General features: G+C 64.4%; 25 protein-coding genes. 10 read left to right on the plus strand and 15 right to left on the minus strand.

Annotated elements, in window-relative coordinates; genetic code table 11:
- The first annotated feature begins 40 nt into the window (after nt 1-40).
- The 3 genes from I603_RS06235 (at nt 41) to I603_RS06245 (ending at nt 1990) form a co-directional block, all read left to right on the plus strand.
- Nucleotides 41-535 (plus strand): flavodoxin family protein, encoded by a 495-nt coding sequence (locus I603_RS06235; RefSeq protein ID WP_068863142.1) that lies wholly within the window; start codon nt 41-43, stop codon nt 533-535.
- A gap of 201 nt (nt 536-736) precedes the next feature.
- Nucleotides 737-1471: a hypothetical protein gene (locus I603_RS06240; RefSeq protein WP_143736740.1), complete on the plus strand. Its 735-nt coding sequence runs from the start codon at nt 737-739 to the stop codon at nt 1469-1471.
- Nucleotides 1472-1990 (plus strand): AHH domain-containing protein, encoded by a 519-nt coding sequence (locus I603_RS06245; RefSeq protein ID WP_084439895.1) that lies wholly within the window; start codon nt 1472-1474, stop codon nt 1988-1990.
- A 3-nt stretch (nt 1991-1993) separates the two neighbouring features.
- Here I603_RS06245 and I603_RS06250 read toward each other — a convergent pair whose 3' ends face one another.
- The 4 genes from I603_RS06250 to I603_RS06265 all read right to left on the minus strand — a co-directional run bounded on the left by I603_RS06250 (nt 1994) and on the right by I603_RS06265 (nt 6095).
- Nucleotides 1994-2998 carry an NAD(P)H-dependent flavin oxidoreductase gene (locus I603_RS06250; RefSeq protein ID WP_068863146.1) on the minus strand — a complete coding sequence of 335 codons (1005 nt, stop codon included), beginning with the start codon at nt 2996-2998 and terminating at the stop codon, nt 1994-1996.
- A 93-nt stretch (nt 2999-3091) separates the two neighbouring features.
- Nucleotides 3092-4135: an amidohydrolase family protein gene (locus tag I603_RS06255; RefSeq protein ID WP_068863148.1), complete on the minus strand. Its 1044-nt coding sequence runs from the start codon at nt 4133-4135 to the stop codon at nt 3092-3094.
- Between the two features lie 58 nt (nt 4136-4193).
- Entirely contained in the window at nt 4194-4973 is a 780-nt protein-coding gene (locus I603_RS06260; protein ID WP_068863150.1) for a DUF2189 domain-containing protein, read from the minus strand.
- A gap of 81 nt (nt 4974-5054) precedes the next feature.
- On the minus strand, nt 5055-6095 hold the full coding sequence (locus I603_RS06265; protein ID WP_068863151.1) for a TIGR00341 family protein: 1041 nt from the start codon (nt 6093-6095) through the stop codon (nt 5055-5057).
- 133 nt (nt 6096-6228) lie between these two features.
- Between I603_RS06265 and I603_RS06270 the strand changes: the two genes are divergently transcribed.
- Nucleotides 6229-7092 carry a CPBP family intramembrane glutamic endopeptidase gene (locus I603_RS06270; protein ID WP_068863154.1) on the plus strand — a complete coding sequence of 288 codons (864 nt, stop codon included), beginning with the start codon at nt 6229-6231 and terminating at the stop codon, nt 7090-7092.
- Here the strand turns inward: I603_RS06270 and leuA are convergent.
- From leuA to miaA, 7 genes are all read right to left on the minus strand, one after another.
- Nucleotides 7089-8768, minus strand: coding sequence for a 2-isopropylmalate synthase (leuA, locus tag I603_RS06275; protein WP_068863157.1), 1680 nt, complete (start codon nt 8766-8768; stop codon nt 7089-7091). The two genes, I603_RS06270 and leuA, sit on opposite strands and share 4 nt — an antisense overlap.
- Before the next feature lie 193 nt (nt 8769-8961).
- Nucleotides 8962-9408, minus strand: coding sequence for a hypothetical protein (locus I603_RS06280; RefSeq protein ID WP_068863160.1), 447 nt, complete (start codon nt 9406-9408; stop codon nt 8962-8964).
- 105 nt (nt 9409-9513) lie between these two features.
- Nucleotides 9514-10662 carry an alpha-hydroxy acid oxidase gene (locus tag I603_RS06285; protein WP_068863163.1) on the minus strand — a complete coding sequence of 383 codons (1149 nt, stop codon included), beginning with the start codon at nt 10660-10662 and terminating at the stop codon, nt 9514-9516.
- A gap of 67 nt (nt 10663-10729) precedes the next feature.
- Nucleotides 10730-11749: a ketol-acid reductoisomerase gene (ilvC, locus tag I603_RS06290; RefSeq protein ID WP_068863166.1), complete on the minus strand. Its 1020-nt coding sequence runs from the start codon at nt 11747-11749 to the stop codon at nt 10730-10732.
- A gap of 38 nt (nt 11750-11787) precedes the next feature.
- On the minus strand, nt 11788-12303 hold the full coding sequence (ilvN, locus tag I603_RS06295) for an acetolactate synthase small subunit (protein ID WP_068863169.1): 516 nt from the start codon (nt 12301-12303) through the stop codon (nt 11788-11790).
- Nucleotides 12304-12319: 16 nt separating this feature from the next.
- Nucleotides 12320-14119 (minus strand): biosynthetic-type acetolactate synthase large subunit, encoded by a 1800-nt coding sequence (gene ilvB / locus I603_RS06300; RefSeq protein ID WP_068863172.1) that lies wholly within the window; start codon nt 14117-14119, stop codon nt 12320-12322.
- A 135-nt stretch (nt 14120-14254) separates the two neighbouring features.
- Nucleotides 14255-15208 carry a tRNA (adenosine(37)-N6)-dimethylallyltransferase MiaA gene (gene miaA / locus I603_RS06305; RefSeq protein WP_068863175.1) on the minus strand — a complete coding sequence of 318 codons (954 nt, stop codon included), beginning with the start codon at nt 15206-15208 and terminating at the stop codon, nt 14255-14257.
- Here miaA and serB point away from each other — a divergent pair.
- Nucleotides 15201-16073 carry a phosphoserine phosphatase SerB gene (gene serB / locus I603_RS06310; RefSeq protein WP_068863346.1) on the plus strand — a complete coding sequence of 291 codons (873 nt, stop codon included), beginning with the start codon at nt 15201-15203 and terminating at the stop codon, nt 16071-16073. The genes miaA and serB overlap by 8 nt on opposite strands.
- A gap of 117 nt (nt 16074-16190) precedes the next feature.
- The gene (locus tag I603_RS06315) at nt 16191-17030 is read left to right on the plus strand and encodes a Coq4 family protein (protein ID WP_084439920.1); all 840 of its coding nucleotides are present in this window, start codon (nt 16191-16193) and stop codon (nt 17028-17030) included.
- A 10-nt stretch (nt 17031-17040) separates the two neighbouring features.
- Here I603_RS06315 and I603_RS06320 read toward each other — a convergent pair whose 3' ends face one another.
- Entirely contained in the window at nt 17041-17727 is a 687-nt protein-coding gene (locus tag I603_RS06320; RefSeq protein WP_068863178.1) for a nitroreductase family protein, read from the minus strand.
- Nucleotides 17728-17834: 107 nt separating this feature from the next.
- On the opposite strand from I603_RS06320, the gene I603_RS06325 reads away from it, so the two are divergent.
- A complete protein-coding gene (locus tag I603_RS06325; protein WP_068863181.1) occupies nt 17835-18632 on the plus strand; it encodes a Coq4 family protein in 798 nt (265 codons plus the stop codon).
- Nucleotides 18633-18639: 7 nt separating this feature from the next.
- Here I603_RS06325 and purL read toward each other — a convergent pair whose 3' ends face one another.
- Genes purL through I603_RS06340 form a run of 3 tightly spaced genes read right to left on the minus strand, consistent with a single transcriptional unit; the run spans nt 18640 to nt 21996 of the window.
- Entirely contained in the window at nt 18640-20880 is a 2241-nt protein-coding gene (purL, locus tag I603_RS06330; protein WP_068863183.1) for a phosphoribosylformylglycinamidine synthase subunit PurL, read from the minus strand.
- A gap of 28 nt (nt 20881-20908) precedes the next feature.
- Nucleotides 20909-21583, minus strand: coding sequence for a hypothetical protein (locus I603_RS06335; protein WP_068863186.1), 675 nt, complete (start codon nt 21581-21583; stop codon nt 20909-20911).
- On the minus strand, nt 21583-21996 hold the full coding sequence (locus I603_RS06340) for a DUF2177 family protein (protein WP_068863189.1): 414 nt from the start codon (nt 21994-21996) through the stop codon (nt 21583-21585). Before I603_RS06340 ends, I603_RS06335 begins: the two co-directional genes overlap by 1 nt.
- Before the next feature lie 81 nt (nt 21997-22077).
- Between I603_RS06340 and I603_RS06345 the strand changes: the two genes are divergently transcribed.
- The 3 genes from I603_RS06345 to coaD are packed head-to-tail and all read left to right on the plus strand — an operon-like array spanning nt 22078 to nt 23799.
- Nucleotides 22078-22347: an exodeoxyribonuclease VII small subunit gene (locus I603_RS06345; protein ID WP_068863192.1), complete on the plus strand. Its 270-nt coding sequence runs from the start codon at nt 22078-22080 to the stop codon at nt 22345-22347.
- Nucleotides 22348-22351: 4 nt separating this feature from the next.
- Nucleotides 22352-23263: a polyprenyl synthetase family protein gene (locus I603_RS06350; protein ID WP_068863194.1), complete on the plus strand. Its 912-nt coding sequence runs from the start codon at nt 22352-22354 to the stop codon at nt 23261-23263.
- Nucleotides 23264-23286: 23 nt separating this feature from the next.
- Nucleotides 23287-23799: a pantetheine-phosphate adenylyltransferase gene (gene coaD / locus I603_RS06355; protein WP_068863196.1), complete on the plus strand. Its 513-nt coding sequence runs from the start codon at nt 23287-23289 to the stop codon at nt 23797-23799.
- The last annotated feature ends 54 nt before the right edge of the window (nt 23800-23853 follow it).

Here is a 23853-nt window from a genome sequence, read left to right on the forward strand (position 1 = left end):
GATTGACAATCGACAGGAACGCAAGGCACCTGCGGGTGCAATGGAGGACAGCCCGCCCCCAGCGCGACTGCTGATCGCTTGGCACAGCCGCACCGGCGCGAGCGAGGCGATGGCGCAGGCCGCCGCCGAAGGCGCGGGCGATGCTCTGCTGCTTCGTGCGGACGCGGTCACCGCCGATGCCCTGCTGCGGGCCGGCGGCTATCTGTTTGTCTGCCCCGAGAACCTTGCCGGAATGAGCGGGTTGATGAAGGAGATGTTCGACCGCACGTATTATGATGTGCTGGGCAGGATCGAGGGGCGGCCCTATGCCACGATCATTGCCGCCGGTTCGGACGGGGAAGGGGCTCAGCGCCAGATTGACCGGATTGCGACCGGATGGCGCCTGCGCCGGGTTGCCGAATCGATGATCGTCAATTTTGCCGCCCAGACCCCCGAAGCCATTGCCGCGCCCAAGACCGTGCCCGGCAAGGCCTTGAAAGAATGTCGGGAACTTGGGAGCGCTCTGTCAGAAGGCATCTCTCTTGGAATCTTCTAAGATAATATACCGAATTGGGACCCGGAGAATATTCGGGACTCGACGATAGCGCTTAAACGCGCCAGACTTGACTGCCGGATTGTGGCCCGGTCAGGCGCAATACGAAGGGGGGCCTCGACAATTCTTGGATTGCAGCATGCTGAGTCTGCGGGGCTGCATTTGCTGTTTGCGCCGGGCAAGCGGCCCACGCGCGCTGCAATCTTGCGGTTCGTATCCCAGCAGCACGCGGTTGCGCTGAGTCATGATCCTGCCGAGCAGAAGGATGGCAAGTTTCTGGTTTCGCAGGGCGGGCCGGCGAGCGCCGCTGCTGGCGGGTTAGGCACGTCCGAAGCTGTCTGGCTGGAACTCCTGCGTGATGGGTTGACGTATGACGTGAAAGGCCTTGCGCCCGGCCCGGCAGGCAAGTCGCCGCAGATCATCCACCGGTTCGACTTTGCCGAGCAGCCTGACGAGGCCGGTTTCGAGGTCATCGGCATCACGCCCGGCCCCCACCTTTCGGGCGGCGAACGCAGCATTCCGGTATTACGGGGCATGCTTGCCCTGGCGCGTGACCTTACCCAGCATTTCGAGGACGCACGGGCAGTCTTCTGGCAACCTTCGGCGAGCGCGATCGGCCGCCGCTTTTTCGAATCGATCGTGACCGCTTGGCTTGAGGGCGGAGCTTTTCCCGCGCTTGGTCTGACCGCTTTCGAAGAGACGGCCGAGGGGGCGCTGCAAAGTGTCGGACTGGGCTTCTGGATCGGTCAGGAATTGCGCATTGAAGCGCCCCTGAGCGCCGACAAGGTTGCCGCAACCAGGCTTGGCGTGCGTCTTGTCAACCAGCTGGTGATGGTCGGCGGGATCGACGAAAGCGAGCGGATCGTTGCGCCTGATGGCACCCGACTTGTGATGCAGGCATCCCGCAATAGCCAGTTCATCAGGGTCAGGCGCGAATAGATGCAGGATCCCGGTCGCAACGCCTATCGCCCTGTCATTGCCTTCCGCGCAGTTAACCGGCGCGACCAGCCTGGTTACGATCCCGCTCTGCAACGCCACCACCTGCTGCCTCGCCAACTTCTCTCGCGCCGCTGCTTCGGGGCGATGTTCGAAGCACTTGGCCGCGAGCGGGTAGGGTTTGATGATTTTCGCGCCAATGGTCTGCTGCTGCCCGCCCGGGAGGAGGCATCGGCGCGCACCGGCATGCCGCTCCACCGCGGGCCGCATCACCGCTACAACGAGGTCGTCATCGCCCGCGTGGGCCGGATCGAGCAGAGCTGGGCGCAGGAACGTCTTCGCAGCGATCAAGAAGCGCTCTGTGATGCGCTGATGCGATTGCAGCTGCTTCAGGGGGCCTTGCGGCGGCAACTTCTCGCCCAACGCCGGCGGATCCTGCTCAACCGCAGGGATCCGCTTGGCACCGGCTTCGACTTTACCGAGCTTGACGCGATGGCCGAGGCGCTGTGGTCGGCGCGCTAGACGCTATTCCGCAGCTTCTGCCAGAGCGCCCCAGGGGCTGTAATCGGAATTGGCCAGCAACCGCGCCTTGGCGGCGTGATATTCGCGCTCCAGCCGGGCGACCAGATCCTCGACCGTTCCGACCTGCTTGATCGTGCCGATTCCCTGTCCCGAACCCCAGATATCCTTCCACGCCTTGGCCTTGGTGTTGCCACCGCTGCCGAAGTTCATCTTGGAAGGATCGCTGACCGGCAGGTCGTCGGGATCGAGCCCTGCCGCCTCGATCGAGGAGCGCAGGTAATTGCCGTGCACACCGGTAAACAGGTTTGTGTAGACGATCCCTTCCGAGGAACCTTCGACGATGCCCTGCTTGTAACCTTCGGTCGCATTCGCCTCCCTGGTGGCGATGAAGGCGCTGCCGGCATAGGCAAAGTCGGCGCGCAGGGCCTGGGCTGCAAGGATCGAAGCACCGTGACCTATCGAGCCGGACAGCGCCACGAGGCCGTCAAACCACTCCCGGATTTCCTGCATCAGGGCAAAGGGCGAGAGCGCGCCGGCATGGCCGCCAGCGCCTGCCGCGACCGGAATGAGACCGTCCGCGCCTTTTTCGATCGCCTTGTGGGCGAAGCGGTTGTTGATCACGTCATGCATCGTGATGCCGCCCCATCCGCGCACGGCGGTGTAGATGTCCTCGCGCGCGCCCAGCGAGGTGATGATCATCGGCACCTGCCACTTGGCACAGGTCGCCATGTCGGCATCGACGCGATCGTTGGTCTTGTGGATGATCTGGTTGACCGCAAAGGGCGCGGCCGGACGGTCGGGATTGGCGCGGTTATGGGCGGCCAGTTCCTCGGTGATCTGATGCAGCCATTCATCAAGCTGCGATTGCGGGCGCGCGTTCAGTGCCGGGAAGCTGCCGATGATCCCCGCCTTGCACTGCGCGATCACCAGTTCCGGGCCGGAGACGATGAACAGCGGCGATCCGATCAGCGGCAGGCGCAGACGATCGAAAGGGGCGGGAAGGGGCATTTGTTTCTCCTCGAAATCTGTTCGGCCTTAACCAGCGTCTCTAGCGGTGGTTCCGCCAGAGCCAAGCGCGATTTTGACAAGGGCAGGCAGTGCTTAGCCGAGCAAATCCTCAAGGCCATAGAACCGCGTGGCGGTTCCCGCATAGAGCGCCGCTTTCTCTTCGACACTGGCCGATCGGGTAAGACGCTTGAAGGCGTTCCACAGTACGGCGTAGTCGGCCCCCCAGTAATCGACGGGGTAATTGCTCTCGAACATCGCGCGCTGCGGGCCGAAAGCCTCGATGCAGGTTTCGATATAGGGCCGCCAAAGGGCCGCCAGATGCTCCGAACCGTGACCGGCGGCAGGGCCGTCTTCGGGCAGGGCGCAAAAGGCCATCGCGAGCCCGCCAAGCTTGACCACCACGTTCTCGCACCGCGCCAGTTCGTGGATATTGTGCCGCCAGGTGTCGAACCGCTCGTGCAGCTTGCCCCGGTAGGTCGCCACCCCCAGCGGCGTGCCGCAATGATCAAGGCAGATCGGCTGATCGGGAAAGGCGCGCGCCAGATCGATGACGTCGGGCAATTGCGGCTCCAGCACCCAGGCATCAAAGGTCATGCCGCGCTTGCCAAGTTCCGCGAAGCCCTGCCGGAAGGTTGCGTCGCGATACAGCCCTTCTGGCGCATGGAACGGCGGGCCGAGCACTTCCGGATCGGCATCCCAGGCGCCCTGATGACGGATCCCCTTGAAGCGCCCTGATGCGGCGGCATGCAGCGCGTCGAGCACCGCGCCCGCGCCGTCGCCCAGCATCAGGTCCGCATGGCCCACGATCCCGGCGCAATAGCGCGAAGGGCCGTAGAGCCCGCTGGCCGATTGCGCCGCGACCCCGTTCACATATTCGACCTCGCCCACGACTTTGCGGGCCTCGCCATAGGCGCCGTTGTAGAAAGCGCCGCATTCCATGAAGACCGTGCCGATGATGTTGTGCCCGCTCGTCAGGTGCGCGTGGAGCTGGTCGAATGTGTAGTGCGCATTATCGACCAGCCCGGCGATGAAGTGATGGCGCGGCTCTGGAAACAGCGACAGCATCGGCCGCAAATCCCACAGGTGGTGATGCGGATCGATGATCGGCAGATCCGGTTCGATGATGGCTTCGCTCATGTCTCTCTCCCTCGCGCCTTACTAGGCAGGGAGCGACGCGCGGCAAAGTGCAAAAGCGTCAGGCGATGGCTCCGCGATAGAGGTGCCAGGTGGCATGGCCGAGGACGGGCAGGGCCACCATCAGGCCAAGAAACGCCGGGATCATCGCTGCAAACAGCACCGCGGCAATGATCGCCGCCCAGGCCAGCATAACGAAGAGGTTCGTGCGCACGACCTTGAAACTGGCAATGATCGCGGTGAGGAAATCGACCTTGCGTTCGACCAGCATCGGCAGACTGATCACGGTCATGGCATAGAAGGCGAAAGCCATGACCGCGCCGACTGCGCTGCCGACGGCCAGCATGGTGAGGCCTGCCGGAGTAAGCAGCGCGGCCACGGACTCGCCGCCCATGCCGCTCTCCGCCATGAACACGGCGAAGATCGCGTGGGCGACGATCATCCAGAAGGAAAAGGCGACAAACACGATCACCCCCATCGACAGGATCTGGTCATCGCCATGCCCCTTCAGCGCGCCGAGCACCGCGCGCCATGACGGTGCCTCGCCGGCTTCGCGCCTGCGGCTTGCCTCGTAGAGACCGACCGCGACAAATGGCGCGACCAGCGGGAAGCCCGCCATTGCCGGGATCAGCCATGTCGGTTCCCCGCCGGCGATGGCCGCGCCGCCCATCGCCAGCCCCGCCAGCACATAAAAGCCGCCGAAGAAGATACCGAATTGCGGCATGGCGAGGAAATCGCGCCAACCGGCCGCCAGCGCCCTGCCAAGGTCGCCAAGGACCAGATCCTCCGCCACTTGGGGGGGCGGAAGGGGCAGGGCCGGATCCTGTTCTATTGCGTTCATGAGCGACTTGCCTCCCGTCGTCGCGATGGCGCAATCCTGCGACCAAAAGACGCGCTTCGCAAGCGCGGAGTGGCGATGGGTTCAGCTTGCTGCGGAGAGAAAATCGGCGCTGCCTATGCCCAGCACCAGCCGCCCGGCGGCAATCAGCACGAGAAGGGCCAGGATGCTGGTCCACGCGCCCAGCAGGCCCAGCGTGATGCGCCAGTTCTTGGGCGGCAGGCCTTCGACCAGAAACATCACGATCCCCGCGACGTTGAGGCATACGAGGTTGCTCGCGAACAAGAACAGTGCGCCGGTTGCCGGCACCCATTCTCGCGCACCGAGGAAAATCCCTGCGGCAGCGAGCGGCGGCACCAGCGCCACCGCGATCATCACGCCGACCAGCGAAAGCGAGGCGGCTCTGCTCATCGCCAACACACCGGCTGCCCCGCAGGCCAGCGCCAGCGCGATATCGCCAGGACTGACCAATGCGCGATCGCTCAATTCAGGTTCGGCAAGGTCAACCGCAAATGCTGCGCCCACCAGCGCGCCCGCCATCACCGCCATGACCGCGCCGACAGCGAGCGCCAGCGCCGCCTTGGCCCCGCGCCGCGCATCGCCAACCGTCGCCGCCAGCGCGATGCCCATGGTCGGACCCAGCAGCGGTGCAATCACCATTGCCCCGATGATGACCGCCACCTGTCCACTGCGCATCCCAAGCGCTGCAATCACTGCCGACAGGAAAACCGTAAACAGAAAGCTCGGAGTGATCCTCAGGCTGACCTCGATGTCCTCGTAGAGTTCGCTGGTGCTGATCCGGTCGCGGCTGAAGAAGCGTTCCAGCGCTGTCGGCGGGGGAAGGTCGGGATCGGCGGGCAGCGCGGTATCGGGCGTCTCGAGCACCGGCGGGATCACCGCCTCAAGCTCAGCGACATGGGCGATGAAGCGCGGATCGGCGCCGAAAGTGTCGGTGAGGTCATCGAGCAGGCGCTCGGTATAGCGTTGCTGCACGATGCAGGTGAATTTCTCCATGCCCCCCGGCACGGTCTCGCGCCAGAACCGGCGCGAGTGCTTTGCGAGGATCACCTCGAGCGCGGCGATCCCGCTTTCGGGAAGGAATATCTCTACCAGTCTCGCCGTCATGGCTGGGCACTATAGGCCTTCGATCCAAGACCGGAAAGCGTCAGGCCGGCGCGGCCTTCTGCTTGCGCAATGGCGCACGGGCGCGGCATATTGGGGGCATGACATCGTTGCCTCGGCGAGCTTGGGGGGAGCTATGGAAACATCAGCCGTTGTCCAGGTCAGGCGGACGACGTTTGCTTCTTTCGTTGCGGTGGTGATCACCGGCACGCTTGCAGTGACCTTGTCCAACCTTCTGCTCTTTTCGCGCGAGGACAGCTTCGTGTGGGCGTTGCACCGCGCGACCGGTGGCTGGATCAATGCCAATCTCACGACTTTCGTGCCTTTGACGCTGATCATCATCGGCGGGATGGTGATGGCATGGGGGAGACAGAGCCTTGCCGATCTCGGTCTGAGTGCGGGCTGGGCGCTGAGACTGGTGTTGCTGTTGCTGGCCGGATGGGCGGCGATGCAGCTCGTCGCGGTGGCCGCCGCGCTGGCAAGCGGGATGGAGATCGCGCTGCATCCTGCCTGGACAGAATATGGCGCGGGCACGGTGCTTGGCCTGTTCATCGCGATGGTGCTGGGCACGGCGCCGTTCGAGGACGGATTGTTCCGCGGCTATGTGCTGCCGCAGCTCTATTTTCTGCTGGGCCGCCGCATTTCGGGCGAGACAGCCCGCATGCTCGCCGCCCTGATGCTGTGCGCGGTGATCTTCGCGCTGTGGCACCTTCCGACGATCCTGCTCAATCGCGGAGAGATTGCGCCGGGTGCGGTTGCCGGGGCGCTGGCTTACATGCTGCTGGGCGGGGTGATGCTGGGCCTGCTCTATCTGCGCACCGGGCGGCTCGAGATCGTGATCGCGCTGCACGCGCTGGTCAATGCGCCGACAATGCTGGTGGCCAGCCCGCTCCCCGGATCGGCGCTCGCGGGCGCGATCGGGGTGGCGGCGATCATTGCGGGGCCAGTGCTGGCGGGCGAGCGCCGGTCGGCCGGTCTGGTCCGCTTCGTGCCGCGCTAGCTGGCAACGGCGCTGTTCGCTGCCGATAGCACCGCGCGCACGCTGGCGGTCGCCACGTCCTCGTCGATCCCGCAGCCCCAGATGGTGCGCCCGTCGCCGCTGCGGCATTCGAGATAGGCGGCCGCGCGCGCATCCGTGCCCTGGCCGAGCGCGTGCTCGCTATAGTCGGAGACCTCCAGATCGACTCCGAAAGCCTCGCGCAGGGTGCCCATGACGCTGGAGATAAGGCCATTGCCGCGGCCCGAGACGCTTTGTTCGACCCCGTCGACCGCGATCGTCCCGGCGAAGATGCGGGTGCCGTCCGACGCACGGCTTTCTTCGTAGCGCACCAGCTGGAAGTGCTTGGGGTGGGTCTTGACGTGATAGGCGCGGCGGAAGGCGTCCCAGATGTCGGCGGCATTGAGTTCGCGCCCCAGTTCGTCGGCCAAGGCCTGCACGTGGCGAGAGAAGTCGGCCTGCATCTTCTTGGGCAGCTTGAGACCCTGGTCCTTTTCCAGCACCCAGGCAAAACCGCCCTTGCCGGACTGCGAATTGACACGGATCACCGCTTCGTAGCTGCGCCCGAGGTCGGCCGGATCGATCGGCAGATAGGGCACGCGCCATTGCTCGTCATTCTGGGTCTCGCGCGCTTCGAAGCCCTTCTTGATCGCGTCCTGATGGCTGCCGGAAAAGGCGGTATAGACCAGTTCGCCGCCATAGGGATGACGCTGGTGGACGGGGATGTCGTTGCAATATTCCACCGTCTCGATCACCCGGTCGATGTCCGAGAAATCGAGCCCCGGATCGACGCCTTGGGTATAGAGATTGAGCGCCATGGTCACGAGGCAGCAATTGCCGGTGCGCTCGCCATTGCCGAACAGGCAGCCCTCGACGCGGTCCGCGCCTGCCATCAGCCCCAGCTCCGCCGCCGCGACGCCGGTGCCGCGGTCGTTGTGGGTGTGAAGCGAGATCACCGCGCTCTCGCGGTTCGGCAGGTGGCGGCAGAAATATTCGATCTGGTCGGCGTAGATATTAGGCGTCGCCGCCTCGACCGTGGCCGGCAGGTTGAGGATGATCGGGTGGTCCGGCGTGGGGGCAAGCACCTCCATCACCGCGGCGCAGACCTCGATGCTGAAATCGAGTTCCGCGGTGGAGAAGGTTTCGGGCGAATACTGGAAATGCCAATCTGTGTCCGGATATCGCGCCGCCTCGTCGCGCATCACCTTGGCACCTGCGATCGCGATGGCTTTCACCTCGTCCTTGCTCATCCGGAACACGATGTCGCGCCACGCGGGGCTGACCGCATTGTAGAGATGTACGATTGCCGCGCGCGCGCCTTCGAGGCTGGCAAAGCTGGTGCGGATCAGATCCTCGCGGCTTTGCGTGAGGACCTGCACGGTGACATCGTCAGGGATATCGCCGGAGCGCACGAGGCCGGAGATGAAATCGAACTCGGTCGCGCCTGCACTGGGAAAGCCGACCTCGATTTCCTTCACGCCGATTTCAACGAGCAGGTCGAAGAAGCGGCGCTTCTTCACCGCATCCATCGGGTCGATGATCGACTGGTTGCCATCGCGAAGGTCGGTCGACAGCCAGCGCGGCGCGCGCTCGATCAGGCGCGAAGGCCACTGGCGGTCGGGAAGATTGATCTGGCCGAACGGACGATATTTTGCGGAAGGGTCACGGAGCATGGACATGGAAAAAAGCTCGTCGCGGGAGGGAATGGGAGGCTGCGGCGGGTTACCCTTGGGAGCGGGCCGCTCGCATTCCTCGCGCGCGGCTGCCTACGCCCAAGGGCGCATAAGTCGAAGCAGCGAAAGTCCGTTCCGCGTCATGGCCCCATCCTTTGCCGATAATTGCGCAGGGTGCAAGCCGGTAATCCCGAAATGATCAGCCGCAGCGCGCGTCGCGGATGATGTTCTGCTCATCCAGCATCAGGCTGAGGCGCGGATTGGTGGGGTCGGGATTGACGTAGCCGGGCGAGCCATGGACGACGAAGCGCAGGTTGTCCGTGCGGCCCAGCGTCTCGGTGATCGCCGCGCGGGTCACCTCGTCGGCGGGCTGGCCGATGAAGGGGCCCATCAGGTTCGCGCCGCAGGTCACCGAGGCCGGATCGGTCTGGGTGCCGGGGACAAAGACGCCGGGGGCGGCGCCGGGCTTGGACTCGGCTACTGTCGGCGCCACCGTCCCCTGCGGCACCGGCGTGGCCGTGCCGTTCTGGTTGATGCGCGCGGCGAAGGAATCGGCGCTGTTGGCCGCAGGATCGGGCTCGCTCCCGCAGGCGGACAGCACAAGCGCGAGGGGCAGGGCGAGGAAAGCGGGCGAAAGCTTGGTCATGATCGCGTTTCCGTGAATAAGGTCTGCGGCCTCAGACGCCTCTTTCGTTACCCGATTATGACATTGCTGTCCGCTCTGGCAGTTCCTTGCCCAAGCGCGGGGAGGTCATCGCAAGCGCAACCGGTCGCGGGTCAGCTGGTCGACCCGCGTGACGCCCATCAGCCGCATGCCGCGCTCGATCTCGTCCTTGAGGATGCCGAGCGCGCGTTCGACGCCGTACTGCCCGGCCGCCGCGAGCGCGTAGAGATAAAGCCGCCCGCCCGAAGCCGCACTCGCGCCGCTCGCCAGGGCCTTCATCACATGGGTGCCGCGCCGGATGCCGCCGTCGCAGATGATCTCGATCCGCCCGCCCACCGCATCGACGATTTCGGGCAGCTGGTCGAACGGCGCGCGGCTGCCGTCCAGCTGCCTGCCGCCGTGGTTGGAAATCATGATCGCGTCGGCCCCGATCTCCACCGCGCGGCGGGCATCACCGGCGCTCATCACGCCCTTGAGCACGAAGGTGCCGCCCCATTGCTGGCGGATCGTGGCGGCGGTGTCCCAGTCCATCGACGTATCGAGCATGGTGTTGAAATATTCGGCGATGCTCACCGCCTTGTTGGTCCCCTCGGACACATGGGTATCGAGATTGGGGAGGCGGAACTTCTCGCGGAAAAGATAATCGAGCGTCCAGCGCGGGCGGGTGGCGTAGGACCAGATGCTGGCGGGCGTGAAGCGCGGCGGGGTGGTGAAGCCCGAGCGCAGGCAGCGCTCGCGCTTGCCCGAAACGATGGTGTCGACCGTCAGCGCCAGCGCATCGAATTTCGCAGCCTGACAACGTTCGATCATGTGGGTGTTCAGCCCCTTGTCCTTGTGGACATAGAGCTGGAACAGCTTGGGGCCGCTGGTGAGCGCGGCGATCTCCTCGATGCTGCGCGTCGCAAGGCTGGAGATGCCGAACCACAGGCCGAACTTTTCGGCAGCTTTCGCCACCGCAGTCTCGCCCTGCCAGTGGAAGGCGCGCTGGACGGCGGTGGGCGAGAGCATCAGCGGCAGCGCCGATCGCCGCCCGAGGATGGTGCAGGAGGTGTCGATCGTCTCGACCCCGGCGAGTACATCCGGCACCAGATCGACCGTATCGAAGGCGGCAGTGTTGCGCGCCTTGGTCAGCTCGTCATCGGCCGCCCCGTCGATATAGTCGAACACGGGAAACGGCAGGCGGGCCTTCGCCAGCCGCCGGAAATCATCGATATTGTGGCAATCGGCGAGGCGCATGGGAGTGCTGTCGCGCGAACGGGAGCGCCGGGCAAGCCCGAAGCGCTCCCGTCCCTGTGCGCCGCGATCAGTTCTTGGCCTTGTCGACCAGCTTGTTGGCGCTGATCCACGGCATCATCGCGCGCAGCTTTGCGCCGGTCTGCTCGATCGGATGGGCCTCGGCCTGCTTGCGCGCGGCCTTCAATTCGGGCTGGCCCGCGCGGTTGTCGAGCACGAAGTTCTTGACGAAGCGGCCCGACTGGATGTCGGCGAGCACGCGCTTCATCTCGGCCTTGGTTTCGGCGGTGATGATGCGCGGACCTGTGGTGATGTCGCCATATTCGGCGGTGTTCGAGATCGAATAGCGCATGTTGGCGATGCCGCCTTCATAGAGCAGATCGACGATCAGCTTGGTTTCGTGGAGGCACTCGAAATAGGCCATTTCGGGAGCGTAACCGGCCTCGACCAGCGTCTCGAACCCGGCCTGGATGAGGTGGGTAATCCCGCCGCACAGCACGGCCTGTTCGCCGAACAGGTCGGTCTCGCATTCCTCGCGGAAGTTGGTCTCGATAATGCCGCTCCGCCCGCCGCCGACGGCGCTCGCATAGGCCAGCGCCACGTTATGCGCGCTGCCCGACGCATCCTGGTGGATCGCGATGAGGCAGGGTACGCCGCCGCCCTTCACATATTCGCTGCGCACGGTGTGGCCCGGACCCTTGGGCGCGATCATGATGACGTCGATATCGGACGGCGGCTCGATCAGCCCGAAATGGATATTCAGGCCGTGCGCGAAGGCAAGTGCGGAGCCGGGCTTCATGTGGCCCTTCAAGTCATTCTCCCAGATCGCGGCCTGATGTTCGTCGGGCGCGAGGATCATGATCAGGTCGGCCCATTGTGCCGCCTCCGTGTTCGAAAGCACCTTGAAGCCGGCGCCTTCGGCCTTCTTCGCGGTGGCCGAGCCTTCGCGCAGGGCGATGGCGACTTCGGCCACGCCCGAATCGCGCAGGTTCTGGGCATGGGCGTGGCCCTGCGAGCCGTAGCCGAGGATCGCGACCTTCTTGGGCTTGATAAGGTTCAGATCGGCATCGGCGTCGTAATAGACTTTCATCACTGTTCTCTCTTGCGGATTGTATTCGTTGAAAAGATTCAGGCGCCCTCGGCCCCGCGCATCATGCCCACGATCCCGGTTCGGCCGACTTCGACCAGCCCCAACTCGCGCATCAGGGCGATGAAGCTGTCGACCTTGTCGGGCGGGCCGGTGATTTCGAAGATGAAGCTTTCGGTGGTGGTATCGACGGGGCGCGCGCGGAAGATGTCGGCGAGGCGCAGCGCCTCGACCCGCTTTTCGCCTGTGCCGGCGACCTTGATCAATGCCAGTTCGCGCTCGACATGCGGGCCGGCGGTGGTGAGGTCGGTGACCTTGTGCACGGGCACGAGCCGTTCGAGCTGCGCCTCGATCTGGTCGATCACCTGCGGCGGGCCGTTGGTGACGATGGTGATGCGGCTGACCGCATGATCCTCGGTAATGTCGGCCACGGTCAGGCTGTCGATGTTGTACCCGCGCGCGGTGAACAGCCCGGTGATCTTGGCGAGGATTCCGGGTTCGTTATCCACGGTAACAGCGAGCACATGGCGCTCGGAGGCCGCTTCGGCAATCTTCATGGGCATGGAGGTGTCCTTAGACCAGCGCCTTGGCTTCGTCGTCCATCGTTCCGTCGACCTTGTCGCCGTAGAGGATCATGTCGGTGTGAGCCGCGCCCGAAGGAATCATCGGCAGGCAGTTGGCATCCTGTGCGACGAGGCAATCGACCATCACCGGCCCGTCGTGGGCGAGCATCGCGGCAATGCCTTCATCAAGCTCGCTTTCGTCGTGGATGCGGATGCCCTTCCAGCCATAGGCTTCGGCGAGGCGCACGAAATCGGGGAGGCTGTCCGAATAGGAGTTTGAATAGCGGCTCTCATAGGTCAGTTCCTGCCACTGGCGGACCATGCCCATGTATTCGTTGTTGAGGATGAACACCTTGACCGGCAGGCGATACTGGCTTGCCGTGCCGAGTTCCTGGATGTTCATCTGGATGCTCGCCTCGCCCGCAATGTCGATCACCAGCGCATCGGGGTGGCCCAATTGCGCGCCGATTGCGGCAGGCAGGCCGTAGCCCATTGTGCCGAGCCCGCCGGAGGTGAGCCACTTGTTGGGGTCATCGAAGCCGAAATATTGCGCCGCCCACATCTGGTGCTGGCCAACCTCGGTCGAGATGATCGGCTTTTGCGCGTGGGTGAGGGCGTGCAGGCGCTCGATCGCCTTCTGCGGCATGATCATGTTCGGATGCTTGGCCGAACGTGGCGGATAGGCGAGGCATTCGCGCGCACGCCAACCTGCGATGCGGGCTTTCCATTCGCCAAGGTCCTGCGGCTTGCGCGCGCCCCATGCCTCGACCAATTGGCCGAGCACCGCGGCGCAATCGCCGACGATCCCGAGATCCACCGCCACCGTCTTGTTGATCGAGGAGCGGTCGATATCGATGTGGATCTTTTTCGAGTCCGGCGAGAAGGCGTCGAGCTTGCCCGTGACACGGTCATCGAAGCGTGCGCCGATGCAGACCATGACATCGCATTTGTTCATCGCCATGTTGGCTTCATAGGTGCCGTGCATGCCCAGCATCCCCAGCCAGTCGGGATGGGTCGATGCGAAGGCGCCCAGGCCCATCAGCGTCGAGGTGACGGGCGCGCCGGTAAGGTCCTGCAACCGGCGCAGCAATTCGCTCGCTTGCGGGCCGGAATTGATCACGCCGCCGCCAGTATAGAGGATCGGACGTTCAGCTGCAGCGATCATCTCGATGGCCTCGATGATCTGTTCGGCCGGTGCGACCATTTGCGGCGCGTAGCGGTGCGATCCGGCGCGAACGAGAGTGCGGCGCTCGCTGGGCACGGCAATCTGCACGTCCTTGGGAATGTCGATCACCACCGGGCCCGGGCGGCCCGTGGTGGCGATACGGAACGCCTCGGCAATGGTCGCAGCGAGATCGGCCGGGTCCTTCACGAGGTAATTGTGCTTGGTGCAGTGCCGGGTGATGCCGATGGTGTCGGCTTCCTGAAAGGCGTCGGTGCCGATCAGGCCGGTCGGCACCTGTCCGGTGATCACAACCAGCGGGATCGAATCCATCCATGCATCGGCAATGCCGGTGATGGCGTTGGTCGCGCCGGGGCCGGAAGTAACGAGCACAACGCCCGGCTTGCCGGTGGCGCGGGCATAACCTTCCGCCGCGTGCGCCGCGCCCGCTTCGTGCCGGACGAGGATGTGGCGGATGCGTTCGTCACCGAACAGTTCGTCATAGATGGGCAGCACCGCGCCGCCGGGATAGCCGAAAACATATTCCACGCCCTGCTCAATCAGGCACTGCACCAGAATGGCTGCACCGCTGCTGGGGGCGCTTTTGGGTTGGGCGGGGGCCGGCTGACCGGTCACGAGGTACTCCATAGATCTAGCAATCGGCGCAAAAGGCACCTGTCGGGGGCATTGGCTGCCAAACAACAAAACCGGCCCGATGCAGGGGGACGCATCGGACCGAGTGATGTTGGCGCTAAAGGTCACAATCTGATAAGTCAACCCCAATCAGCGTAATAATGATGCAAAATAAACATCGATATCGATATTTTCAGATTCAAACCCGATCTCTGCCCGAGGCCAGTCCTCGGGAGGCTGGCGCCGGAACCAGGTATATTGGCGTTTCGCGTAGTTCCGCGTGGCCTGCTGGCCGGCAGAAACCATCGTCTCCTCGTCAATCTCGCCTGCAAGCACGGCGGCAATTTCCGGTACACCGATCGCGCGCATCACTGGCAGGTCGGGGGCCAGCTCGCGTTCGAGCAACGCGGCGACCTCCTCGATCGCGCCCGTATGCAGCATCGCCTCGAAGCGCTGATCGCAGCGTTCGTACAGCCATGTGCGGTCGGGCAGCAGCAACAGCGGGTGAAGATCGATCTCCTCTCCTATGCCGCCTGCCTTGGCGAGCTGCCAGTCTGCCAGCGTAACGCCGGTAGAGCGCTTGACCTCCAGTGCGCGGGCAACCCGTTGCCGGTCGCCTGGGTCGAGCTGGGCAGCGCGCAGCGGGTCTTCGATCTGAAGCAGCTTGTAGGCGGCATCTTCGTCAAGGGCGCGCACTGTGGCTCGAATATCGGGGTCGATCTCCGGTATCGGAGCGATGCCTTCGAGCAGCACCTTGATGTAGAGCCCGGTTCCGCCGACCAGGATCGGCACGTCACCGCTTTCATGGATATCCGCAATCTCGGACTTGGCGCGGGCTGCCCATGCTGCGGCCGAACAGGCCTCCGATCCGTCCCAGGCGCCGAACAGACGATGGTCGATCCCTTTCATTTCCTCTTCCGAAGGGCGGGCTGAAAGGACGCGCAGATCGGCATAGACCTGGGCGCTGTCGGCATTGACGATCACGCCGCGCCTGCCTGCCTTGGCGAGCCGGTGCGCGAGCGCAATCGCAATCGCGCTCTTGCCGCTCGCGGTCGGCCCTGCAATGAGCGCCACGGGAGCTGCTGGAGAAGAACTGATGCTCATTGCGCGGCTGATAGCAGACGCAGCGACAAGGGAAACACGCCTTGATGCGATGGCCGATGCGTTGAAGGGTGGTGGCACGGTTCTGGCCGGGGCGGCGATGCTGCCTGACGGGGAGGTGCTCGAACTGCGCTTTGCCGAGGGCGATCCCGTGGCGGTGCTTGCGGCGCTCGACCGTTTTTTCGCGCCGGCCGACATGCTGGTGAGCGAGCAGGAAATCCTTGTTCCGCAGGTGTTCGTCTCCGATATGGATTCGACCATGATCGGGCAGGAATGCATCGACGAACTGGCCGACTATGCCGGTATCAAGCCGCAGATCGCCGCCATCACCGAACGTGCGATGCAGGGCGAGCTCGATTTCGTCGAGGCGCTGTATGAGCGCGTTGCCCTGCTCGAGGGATTGGACGAGAGTGTTGTCGATGTCTGCCTGAACGAGCGGATCACCGCCACACCAGGCGCCCGCACTCTTGTCGCGACGCTAGGCGCGCTTGGCACGCGGACGGTGCTGGTAACCGGCGGGTTCCATCACTTTGCCGATCCGGTTGCGCGGATGCTGGGGTTTCAGCGGGTCGTGGGCAACCGGCTCGATGTTGTTAACGGGCAACTGACCGGAAAGCTGCTCGGCTCCATCACCGACAGCGCGGTAAAGGCCGCGGTGCTGCGCGAGGAAGCAGGGGAGGGGCTGGTTTCGCTGGCTACAGGCGACGGGGCCAATGACATCCCGATGATCGAGGCTGCGACCTATGGCTTTGCCTATCGCGCCAAGCCGAAAGCGCGCGCGGCGGCTAATGGCCGGGTTGATACCGGAGATCTAACCTCGGTTCTGCGGTTGCTGGGCGTGCCGCGTGCGCAATGGCGGGAGGCTTGAGCGCGCGGCGGGTTCGGGGCGCTGAAATTCGGGTTTTCTTTGCAGACCGAATCGGCTATTAACACTGATGTAAGCAAGTCGGGCCATAAGCAGCCCATCTTGAAGGACCAGATATTCATGACCCGCTCCGATCGTGACGCCTATATCCGCCTGAATGCCGCCGACGGAACGGTGCTGCTTCATCCGGAACGCCCGGCGGCGCGCTATCGGCCGATCCGCGCGGTCAAGGCCTTTCAGGCGCTCATCAAGGACAAGGAAGACACCTCGCTGGTGTTCAAGATTTTCGAATCGCTCCCCTCGAAGACGTTCCTTCCCCGTGTGCAGGAACTGGCCCTGTCCGATCGGGGCGAGCACTTGCGTCGCACCGAGCCGCGCCTGCCCGAAATCCTCGATGATCATGCCGCCCTGCGCCGCACGCCCAAGGGCAGCCTTGCCCATGCCTATTGCGATTTCATGGAGAGTGAAGGCCTGACGGCGGCAGGTCTGGTGGCCGAAGCCGAAAGTCTGGGTCGTCAGAAATATCCCGACCTCGTGCAGTGGTTCATGGAACGCTCGCGCGATACGCATGATCTGTTCCACGTGCTCACCGGTTATGGGCGCGACGCGCTTGGCGAGCAGTGCGTGCTGCTCTTCACGCATGGCCAGTCGCCCAGCCAGGGCCACCTTCTGATCGGCTATGCCGGTGCGGCAAACATCGCCAAGATGGTGCGGGGCAGCAAGGCGCCGGTGTTCGGCGCCGTGCGGCAGGCGCACCGAACCGGGAAGGGCGCCCCGCGCCTGATCGAACAACCGATCCGCGATCTGCTCGCGCGTCCGCTGGAACAGGTGCGCGCCGATCTGCGTATCCCCGAGCCGGGCAAGTATCGCGAATGCCACCGCATCTGGAAGGCCGAGGGCATCGATCCCTACAACCTCCTCGCCAGCCCGAACACGCCGCAGGAACTCGCTGCGGCCTGACCGGTCCGGCCTACAGCCAGCTGGCAATCTGCGTCAGCGGCTTCTTGACGAGCGCGTGAGCAGGCACCGTGGCATCGGCCGCTGGATGGCCTGCGACCACGATCATTACCGGCTTTTCCCATTCCGGGCGCCCGCAGGCCTCGCGCAGGAAGCCCATCGGCGAGGGCGTGTGGGTGAGCGTCGCCAGACCCGCCTCGTGCAATGTCGCCAGCAGCATCCCGCAGGCGATGCCGACGCTTTCGCTGACGTAGTAGTTTTGCGTCTGTCCATCCTCGGCGATCCCGCCTTTCCTCTGGGCAAAGACGACAATCAGAAAAGGCGCGGTTTCGAGAAACGGTTTGTCCGCATCCGTGCCGAGCGGGCCGAGTGCTGAGAGCCATTCCTCGCCGGCTTTGGGAACATCGCCATTTGCGCCGTAGAAGCGGCGCTCCTCCGCTTCGGCGGCTTCGCGGATGGCATACTTTTTCTCCGGGGATTCGACCACCGCGAAATGCCAGGGTTGGTGATTGGCTCCCGATGGTGCGCTGCCCGCTGCCTCGATCGCGGCCGCAATGACTTCGCGCGGGACCGGTGCGGGAGAAAACCAGCGGCAGGTGCGTCGTTGCTTAAGTTTTGCGGCCATGCTGCGGGCGCGGGCGATCGCCTCGGCGTCGTCCATGGCGGGCAGGGTGTAGGGCAGGCTGTCATGATCCGGCATGGCTATTCGTTTGACCTCGATCAACGGCGGAATGGACTATTAACTGACATTGATGTAAGTGGCTTCGGGTGAACCTGGTTCGCGACTCGCGCAAAGGACGTTACACTATGGCGCTGCTCGATCTTCCGCTGGTGGCTCCGGACCGCAAGATGGCCGGCTTCCGTCCATTCAAGGTGCTACACCATTTCGGCAAGCTGGTCGCGGACAAGGAGGACACCGAGCAGGTGTTCCACATCATCGAGGCCACCAAGGGCCGCAAGAGCCACGCACAGGCCCACGGCTTCATCCGTTCGCCGGAAGGCCAGCGTTTCATGCGCGACGGCGTCGACATCCCCGCCATGCTAGACGACCATGCGCGCTGGGCCGATTGCGGTCCTGATAGCGTGGCAGCGCACTATATCGCCTTCATGAAGCGCGAGGGGCTGTCTGCGGCCGGGCTGGTGGCGGAAAGCCACAAGTGGGCGCCGCCCGAAAGTCTGCCGAAGGACCAGACCCAGTGGTATTTCGACCGGCTGCGCGACACGCATGACCTGTTTCACGTGCTCACCGGCTATGGCCGCGACGCGCTGGGCGAGGCGAGCCTGCTCGGCTTCAGCTACGAGCAGAACCACAACAAGGGCATCCTGTTCATCGCTTATGCGGGCGCGCGCCAGATCAAAAAGATGAGCGGGACAAAGGCGCCGCTGTTCGCCGCGATCAAGGAGGGGCGCAGGCTAGGCCGCGCGGCTGCCAAGATCGCCCACCAGGATATTGCCGCGCTGATGCGTGAGGATATTGGTGCGGCGCGCGCGCGGCTCGGCATCGGCAAGCCCGATGTTTATCGCCAGTGTCTCGCGATTCTTGCGGGCGAGGGCATCCTCAGTCAGGAACTGACGCTGGGAAGCGGACAGGCTCAGGCGGCCTGAGCCGCCCTTAGCCTTCCATCCATTCCGCAAAGAACCGCTGGTTGGCCGCGCGCAATTCGGCGAGCGGCACGCCCAGCACATTGTCGCCGCCGACCGTTCCGATCCTCTGGAATCCGATCTGTGCGGTCTCGTCATCGCGCGTGCCCTTGGCGAGCGCGGCGTTGAGCGCTTCGACATCGGGCACAGTAATGAGATAGCGACCCTGATCCTCGCCGAACCACCATTGTGCCGGAGTGTAGTCGGGGTTGCCTTCGGATGCGACCTCGGCGCCGATCCCGCCCGCCAGCGCCATTTCCGCCAGAGCGACCGCGAGACCACCGTCCGAAAGGTCATGCACTGCATTCACCAGCCCGTCGGCGATCAGTTCGTGGATGATTTCGCCCGCGTTGCGCTCGACGGTAAGGTCGGTCGGCGGGGTGCGGCCGGCCTCCAGCCCCTTGACCACGCGCAGCCACAGCGACTGACCAAGGTGCGAGCGGGTCGGATCGGGCTTTGCCCAGAACTCCGGCCCGACGAGGTAGATCGCATCGCCCGCCTGCTTGAAGTGCATCGTCATCATCTTCGACAAGTCGGTAATGATGCCGACGCCGCCGATCGCCGGGGTGGGCAGGATCGCCGAGCCGCCGCCGGTCGCCTTGGACTCGTTGTAAAGGCTGACGTTGCCCGAAACGATGGGGAAATCGAGCGCGCGGCAGGCATCGCCCATGCCTTGGAGCGCATGGACGATCTGGGCCATGATTTCGGGGCGCTGGGGGTTGGCGAAGTTGAGGCAGTTGGTAACCGCCAGCGGCCGCGCGCCGACGGCGCACAGGTTGCGATAGGCCTCGGCAATCGCCTGCTTGCCGCCTTCATAGGGGTCGGCAAAGACATAGCGCGGGGTGCAATCGGTGGTGATAGCCAGCGCCTTGCCCGTCCCGTGCACCCGCACCACGCCCGCATCGCCGCCTGTCTGGAGCGTGTCGGCGCCGACCTGCGAATCATATTGCTCGGCAATCCAGCGGCGCGAGGCGAGGTCGGGAGAGGACATGAGCGTCAGCAGGTCTGCCGCCACATCATCGGTCGCAGGCACTTCGCCGAGCGGCTTCACGCCTGCCCAGGCCTTGTATTCCTCCTTCGACAGGTAAGGACGGTCATAAAGCGGGGCTTCGTCGGCCAGCGGGGCGAGGGGAATGTCGCACACCACCTCGCCATTGAATTCGAGCACCATGTGCCCCGTATCGGTGACTTCGCCGATCACCGCGAAATCGAGCTCCCACTTGCGGAAGATCGCTTCGGCCATCGTCTCCTTGCCGGGCTTCAGCACCATGAGCATCCGCTCCTGGCTTTCGGAGAGCATCATCTCGTAAGGGGTCATGCCCTCTTCGCGGCAAGGCACCTTGTTCATGTCGAGCCGGATGCCCGCGCCGCCCTTGGAGGCCATTTCGACGCTCGAGCTGGTGAGTCCCGCCGCGCCCATGTCCTGGATCGCGACGATCGCATCGGTTGCCATCAGTTCGAGGCAGGCTTCGATCAGCAGCTTTTCGGTAAAGGGATCACCGACCTGCACGGTCGGGCGCTTGGCTTCGGCATCCTCGCCGAAATCGGCGCTCGCCATGGTTGCGCCGTGGATGCCGTCGCGCCCGGTTTTGCTCCCGACATAAACGATCGGATTCCCCACGCCGGTCGCCGCCGAATAGAAGATCTTGTCGGTGTCTGCCACGCCCACCGTCATGGCGTTCACAAGGATATTGCCATCATAGGCCGGGTGGAAATTGGTTTCCCCCGCCACGGTCGGCACGCCGACGCAATTGCCGTAGCCGCCGATGCCTGCGACCACGCCCTGCACCAGATGCTTCATCTTGGGATGGTCAGGCCGTCCGAAGCGCAACGCATTGGCATTCGCCATCGGCCGCGCGCCCATGGTGAAGACATCGCGAAGGATGCCGCCCACACCCGTCGCCGCACCCTGATAGGGCTCGATGTAGGAGGGGTGGTTGTGGCTCTCCATCTTGAAAATCGCCGCCTGCCCGTCACCGATGTCGATCACGCCCGCGTTCTCGCCCGGGCCGCAGATCACCCAGGGGGCTTCCGTGGGCAGCTTCTTCAGATGCAGGCGCGAGGACTTGTAGCTGCAATGCTCCGACCACATCACCGAGAAGATGCCGAGTTCGACAAGGTTCGGCTCGCGGCCCAGGGCGTGCAGGACACGCTCGTATTCCTCGGGGGAAAGGCCGTGCTGTTCGACGATTTCGGGGGTGATGGCGGTCATGCGGAGGCTCCTTGCGCCGCCCCCTAGATTACTGATCGCCGAAGGCCAAGCCGCCGCGTTTCTGGAACCAGCGATTCTCCCCGACCCATGCGGCCAGCGCGGTCAGGATAGCGAAGGCGAGCAATGCCTGCAGATAGAGGAACGGGCCAGCTTGATCGGGGTGCGGGGCGAACCAGTTGACCGCCTGCAACAGCAGCATCACTGCCAGCAGGACCAGCGGCGGGCCGATGGGGCCGCGGGTGCGGCGCACGTAGAAGGCAAATGCGCCGCCGGTCAGCAGCAATTCCAGCGGCATGGCGATGGCCGGATAGTTCCACAGTCCCAGACCCAGCTTGGGGGGTTCTCCATCGATGGTCAGGTCGGGCACATGCACCAGCCAGTCGAGCCCCCAGTGCGACACGACCACCAGCCCGGCCAGCACGCCTGCAAACAGGTTGCGCTGCCACGCGGCCACCACCGCGAGGCAGGCGAGCGCCCAGACGCTCGCGCCGATGAGGCTGTGGGTGTAGGGCATGTGGTAGAGATCGAGCGGCACCATGACGCTCGCCGCCGGATCGACCCTGAGCTTCTCCACCCCGATAAGCGCCAGCGCAAAAAAGGCCCAGTCGACCAGCTGCGCCGCCACGAACAGCGTGCCGAGCCGCGGGCTTTTGGGGCTGACGGCGGCGGCGATGAAGGCCGGGGCGAAGTGGCCGATGAACATCAGGCAGCAGCAGGGGCGAAGCGCAACGTCACCCAGGTCGCGACCGCGCTCGCCGTGCCGGTGGCAAACGCCCCCCACAGGATATCGAGCACGCTGACATGGGTCGCCCAGACCTTGAACACCGCCTGGCTGGTCAGGTCGAAGGTGGCATAGCACAGCCCGCCAAGCAGGATGCCGTTGAGCAGCGCGGCCTGCACCGTGCCGCTTTCAAGCCCGGGCTTGATCGCGAACCAGGTCATGCCCGCCAGATAGATGAAGTAGAACGCCCCCGCGGCGGCGACGTTGAAGTTTTCCGCCATGATCTCGCCGATTACCGGCTTGTAGAGATTGCCCGAGGCCCAGCGCAGCCACACCGCATCCAGCGCGCCAAAGACAAGGGCAGCCGTGCCATAGGCGATGATCCATTTGGTCATGTTCTTTTCTATCCCGGTTTGTCCCGCCCCGATACCGGCCAGCCTTGACCGGACACGGCGCCTCCGTCAATGCTGCCGGGCATGGACGAGGGCAATACCGCCGCCGGATCGGCGCCAGACATTTCGGATATGAGCTTCGAGCAGGCCTTGGGTGCGCTCGAGCAGATCGTACAGCAGCTCGAGCGCGGCGATGTGCCGCTTGACCAGTCGATTTCGCTTTACGAGCGCGGCGAGGCGCTGCGCGCGGCGTGCCAGCAGCGGCTCGACGCAGCCCAGGCGCGGATCGAGAGCATCGTCACCGGCGCCGATGGCCGTCCGGCTTCTACCCGTCCCTTTGATACGGAGAGCTGAGACAATGCTGGCCGGGGTGGAGACCGATATTCTGGGCGAGGGCCTGAAACGCGTGCAGGCCGATATCGATTCGCTGTTCGACGCGCTTTTGCCGGTTCCCGAGGATACCAGCGCGCGCCTGATCGAGGCGATGCGCTATGCCGCGATCGGCGGGGGCAAGCGGGTGCGCCCGCTGCTTGTCGTCAGCACCGCCAGCATGTTCGGCGTGTCGCGGGATGCTGCCCTGCGCGCAGGCGCGGCGATCGAGGCGATCCACGTCTATTCGCTGATACACGATGATCTGCCCTGCATGGACGATGATGACCTACGCCACGGCAAGCCGACGCTGCACAAGGTCTATGACGAGGCAACCGCGGTGCTCGCCGGGGATGCGCTCCATGCGCTGGCCTTCGAGATTCTGGCCGAAGAGGAAACCAGCACCGATCCCTTCGTGCGTTCGGAACTGATCGCCACGCTGGGCAAGGCTTCGGGCATGCACGGCATGGCCGGCGGGCAGATGATGGACATGGTCGCCGACGAGGAAGGCGTGACCTATGACCTTCAGGCCATCACCCGGCTGCAGCAGCTGAAAACCGGCGCGTTGCTTGCCGCCAGCGTCGAAATGGGCGCGGTGCTGGGCCGGGTTGCGCCGCAGGGCCGGGCGCATCTGCGTGCCTATGCCCGCGATATTGGCCTTGCGTTCCAGATTGCCGACGATCTGCTCGATGTCGAAGGCGACGTCGAAAAAGCCGGCAAGGCGCTGCGCAAGGATAGCGAACAGGGCAAGCAGACCTTCGTGACGCTGATGGGGGTGGACAAGGCCCGCGAACAGGCCCGCGCGCTGGTCGACCAGGCGATCGGCCATCTCTCCTCGCACGGCCCCGAAGCCGATATCCTGCGCGCGCTCGCTCGCTTCATCGTCGAACGCGACCGCTGAGTTCGGGACAAAGGATACGCCCTATGACACGCCGCGTCGGGATCTATCCCGGAACCTTCGACCCGATTACCCTCGGCCATGCCGACATTATCCGGCGCGGAGCCAAGCTGGTCGACTGGCTGATCATCGGTGTCACCACCAACCCGAGCAAGAACCCGATGTTTTCGACCGAGGAGCGCTTCCGCATGGTCGAGCGCGAGGTCGCCAACATGGGTCTGGGCAATGTCGAGGTCGTCGGCTTCAATGCGCTGCTGGTGAAGTTCGCGCAGAAACAGGGTGCCAGCGTCATTATCCGCGGGCTGCGGGCGGTCGCGGATTTCGAGTACGAATACCAGATGGCCGGGATGAACCAGCAGCTCGACGACGATATCGAGACGGTTTTCCTCATGGCCGATGTCTCGCTCCAGCCGATCGCGTCCAAGCTGGTCAAGGAAATCGCCATCTACGGCGGCGATATCGCGAAATTCGTCAGCCCGCCGGTGCGCGCAGACGTCGAGGCGCGGGTGCGCGAGACCGGGACGAAGGGCGATTATTGAGGCGCCCTGTCCACAGCCGCGCCTTCATTCATTGAAGTGTCAGCCCGGCATGGC

Origin of the sequence: Erythrobacter dokdonensis DSW-74, assembly GCF_001677335.1 — a bacterium.
In the GTDB taxonomy this organism is placed as follows: Bacteria; Pseudomonadota; Alphaproteobacteria; order Sphingomonadales; family Sphingomonadaceae; genus Erythrobacter; species Erythrobacter dokdonensis.

Coding starts and splice junctions, on each gene's coding strand:
- I603_RS06235 (WP_068863142.1), top strand. CDS start 41: ATGGAGGACAGCCCGCCCCCAGCGCGACTGCTGATCGCTTGGCACAGC.
- I603_RS06245 (WP_084439895.1), top strand. CDS start 1,472: ATGCAGGATCCCGGTCGCAACGCCTATCGCCCTGTCATTGCCTTCCGC.
- I603_RS06250 (WP_068863146.1), bottom strand. CDS start 2,998: ATGCCCCTTCCCGCCCCTTTCGATCGTCTGCGCCTGCCGCTGATCGGA.
- I603_RS06255 (WP_068863148.1), bottom strand. CDS start 4,135: ATGAGCGAAGCCATCATCGAACCGGATCTGCCGATCATCGATCCGCAT.
- I603_RS06260 (WP_068863150.1), bottom strand. CDS start 4,973: ATGAACGCAATAGAACAGGATCCGGCCCTGCCCCTTCCGCCCCCCCAA.
- I603_RS06265 (WP_068863151.1), bottom strand. CDS start 6,095: ATGACGGCGAGACTGGTAGAGATATTCCTTCCCGAAAGCGGGATCGCC.
- I603_RS06270 (WP_068863154.1), top strand. CDS start 6,229: ATGGAAACATCAGCCGTTGTCCAGGTCAGGCGGACGACGTTTGCTTCT.
- leuA (WP_068863157.1), bottom strand. CDS start 8,768: ATGTCCATGCTCCGTGACCCTTCCGCAAAATATCGTCCGTTCGGCCAG.
- I603_RS06280 (WP_068863160.1), bottom strand. CDS start 9,408: ATGACCAAGCTTTCGCCCGCTTTCCTCGCCCTGCCCCTCGCGCTTGTG.
- I603_RS06285 (WP_068863163.1), bottom strand. CDS start 10,662: ATGCGCCTCGCCGATTGCCACAATATCGATGATTTCCGGCGGCTGGCG.
- ilvC (WP_068863166.1), bottom strand. CDS start 11,749: ATGAAAGTCTATTACGACGCCGATGCCGATCTGAACCTTATCAAGCCC.
- ilvN (WP_068863169.1), bottom strand. CDS start 12,303: ATGAAGATTGCCGAAGCGGCCTCCGAGCGCCATGTGCTCGCTGTTACC.
- ilvB (WP_068863172.1), bottom strand. CDS start 14,119: ATGGAGTACCTCGTGACCGGTCAGCCGGCCCCCGCCCAACCCAAAAGC.
- serB (WP_068863346.1), top strand. CDS start 15,201: ATGCTCATTGCGCGGCTGATAGCAGACGCAGCGACAAGGGAAACACGC.
- miaA (WP_068863175.1), bottom strand. CDS start 15,208: ATGAGCATCAGTTCTTCTCCAGCAGCTCCCGTGGCGCTCATTGCAGGG.
- I603_RS06315 (WP_084439920.1), top strand. CDS start 16,191: ATGACCCGCTCCGATCGTGACGCCTATATCCGCCTGAATGCCGCCGAC.
- I603_RS06320 (WP_068863178.1), bottom strand. CDS start 17,727: ATGCCGGATCATGACAGCCTGCCCTACACCCTGCCCGCCATGGACGAC.
- I603_RS06325 (WP_068863181.1), top strand. CDS start 17,835: ATGGCGCTGCTCGATCTTCCGCTGGTGGCTCCGGACCGCAAGATGGCC.
- purL (WP_068863183.1), bottom strand. CDS start 20,880: ATGACCGCCATCACCCCCGAAATCGTCGAACAGCACGGCCTTTCCCCC.
- I603_RS06335 (WP_068863186.1), bottom strand. CDS start 21,583: ATGTTCATCGGCCACTTCGCCCCGGCCTTCATCGCCGCCGCCGTCAGC.
- I603_RS06340 (WP_068863189.1), bottom strand. CDS start 21,996: ATGACCAAATGGATCATCGCCTATGGCACGGCTGCCCTTGTCTTTGGC.
- I603_RS06345 (WP_068863192.1), top strand. CDS start 22,078: ATGGACGAGGGCAATACCGCCGCCGGATCGGCGCCAGACATTTCGGAT.
- I603_RS06350 (WP_068863194.1), top strand. CDS start 22,352: ATGCTGGCCGGGGTGGAGACCGATATTCTGGGCGAGGGCCTGAAACGC.
- coaD (WP_068863196.1), top strand. CDS start 23,287: ATGACACGCCGCGTCGGGATCTATCCCGGAACCTTCGACCCGATTACC.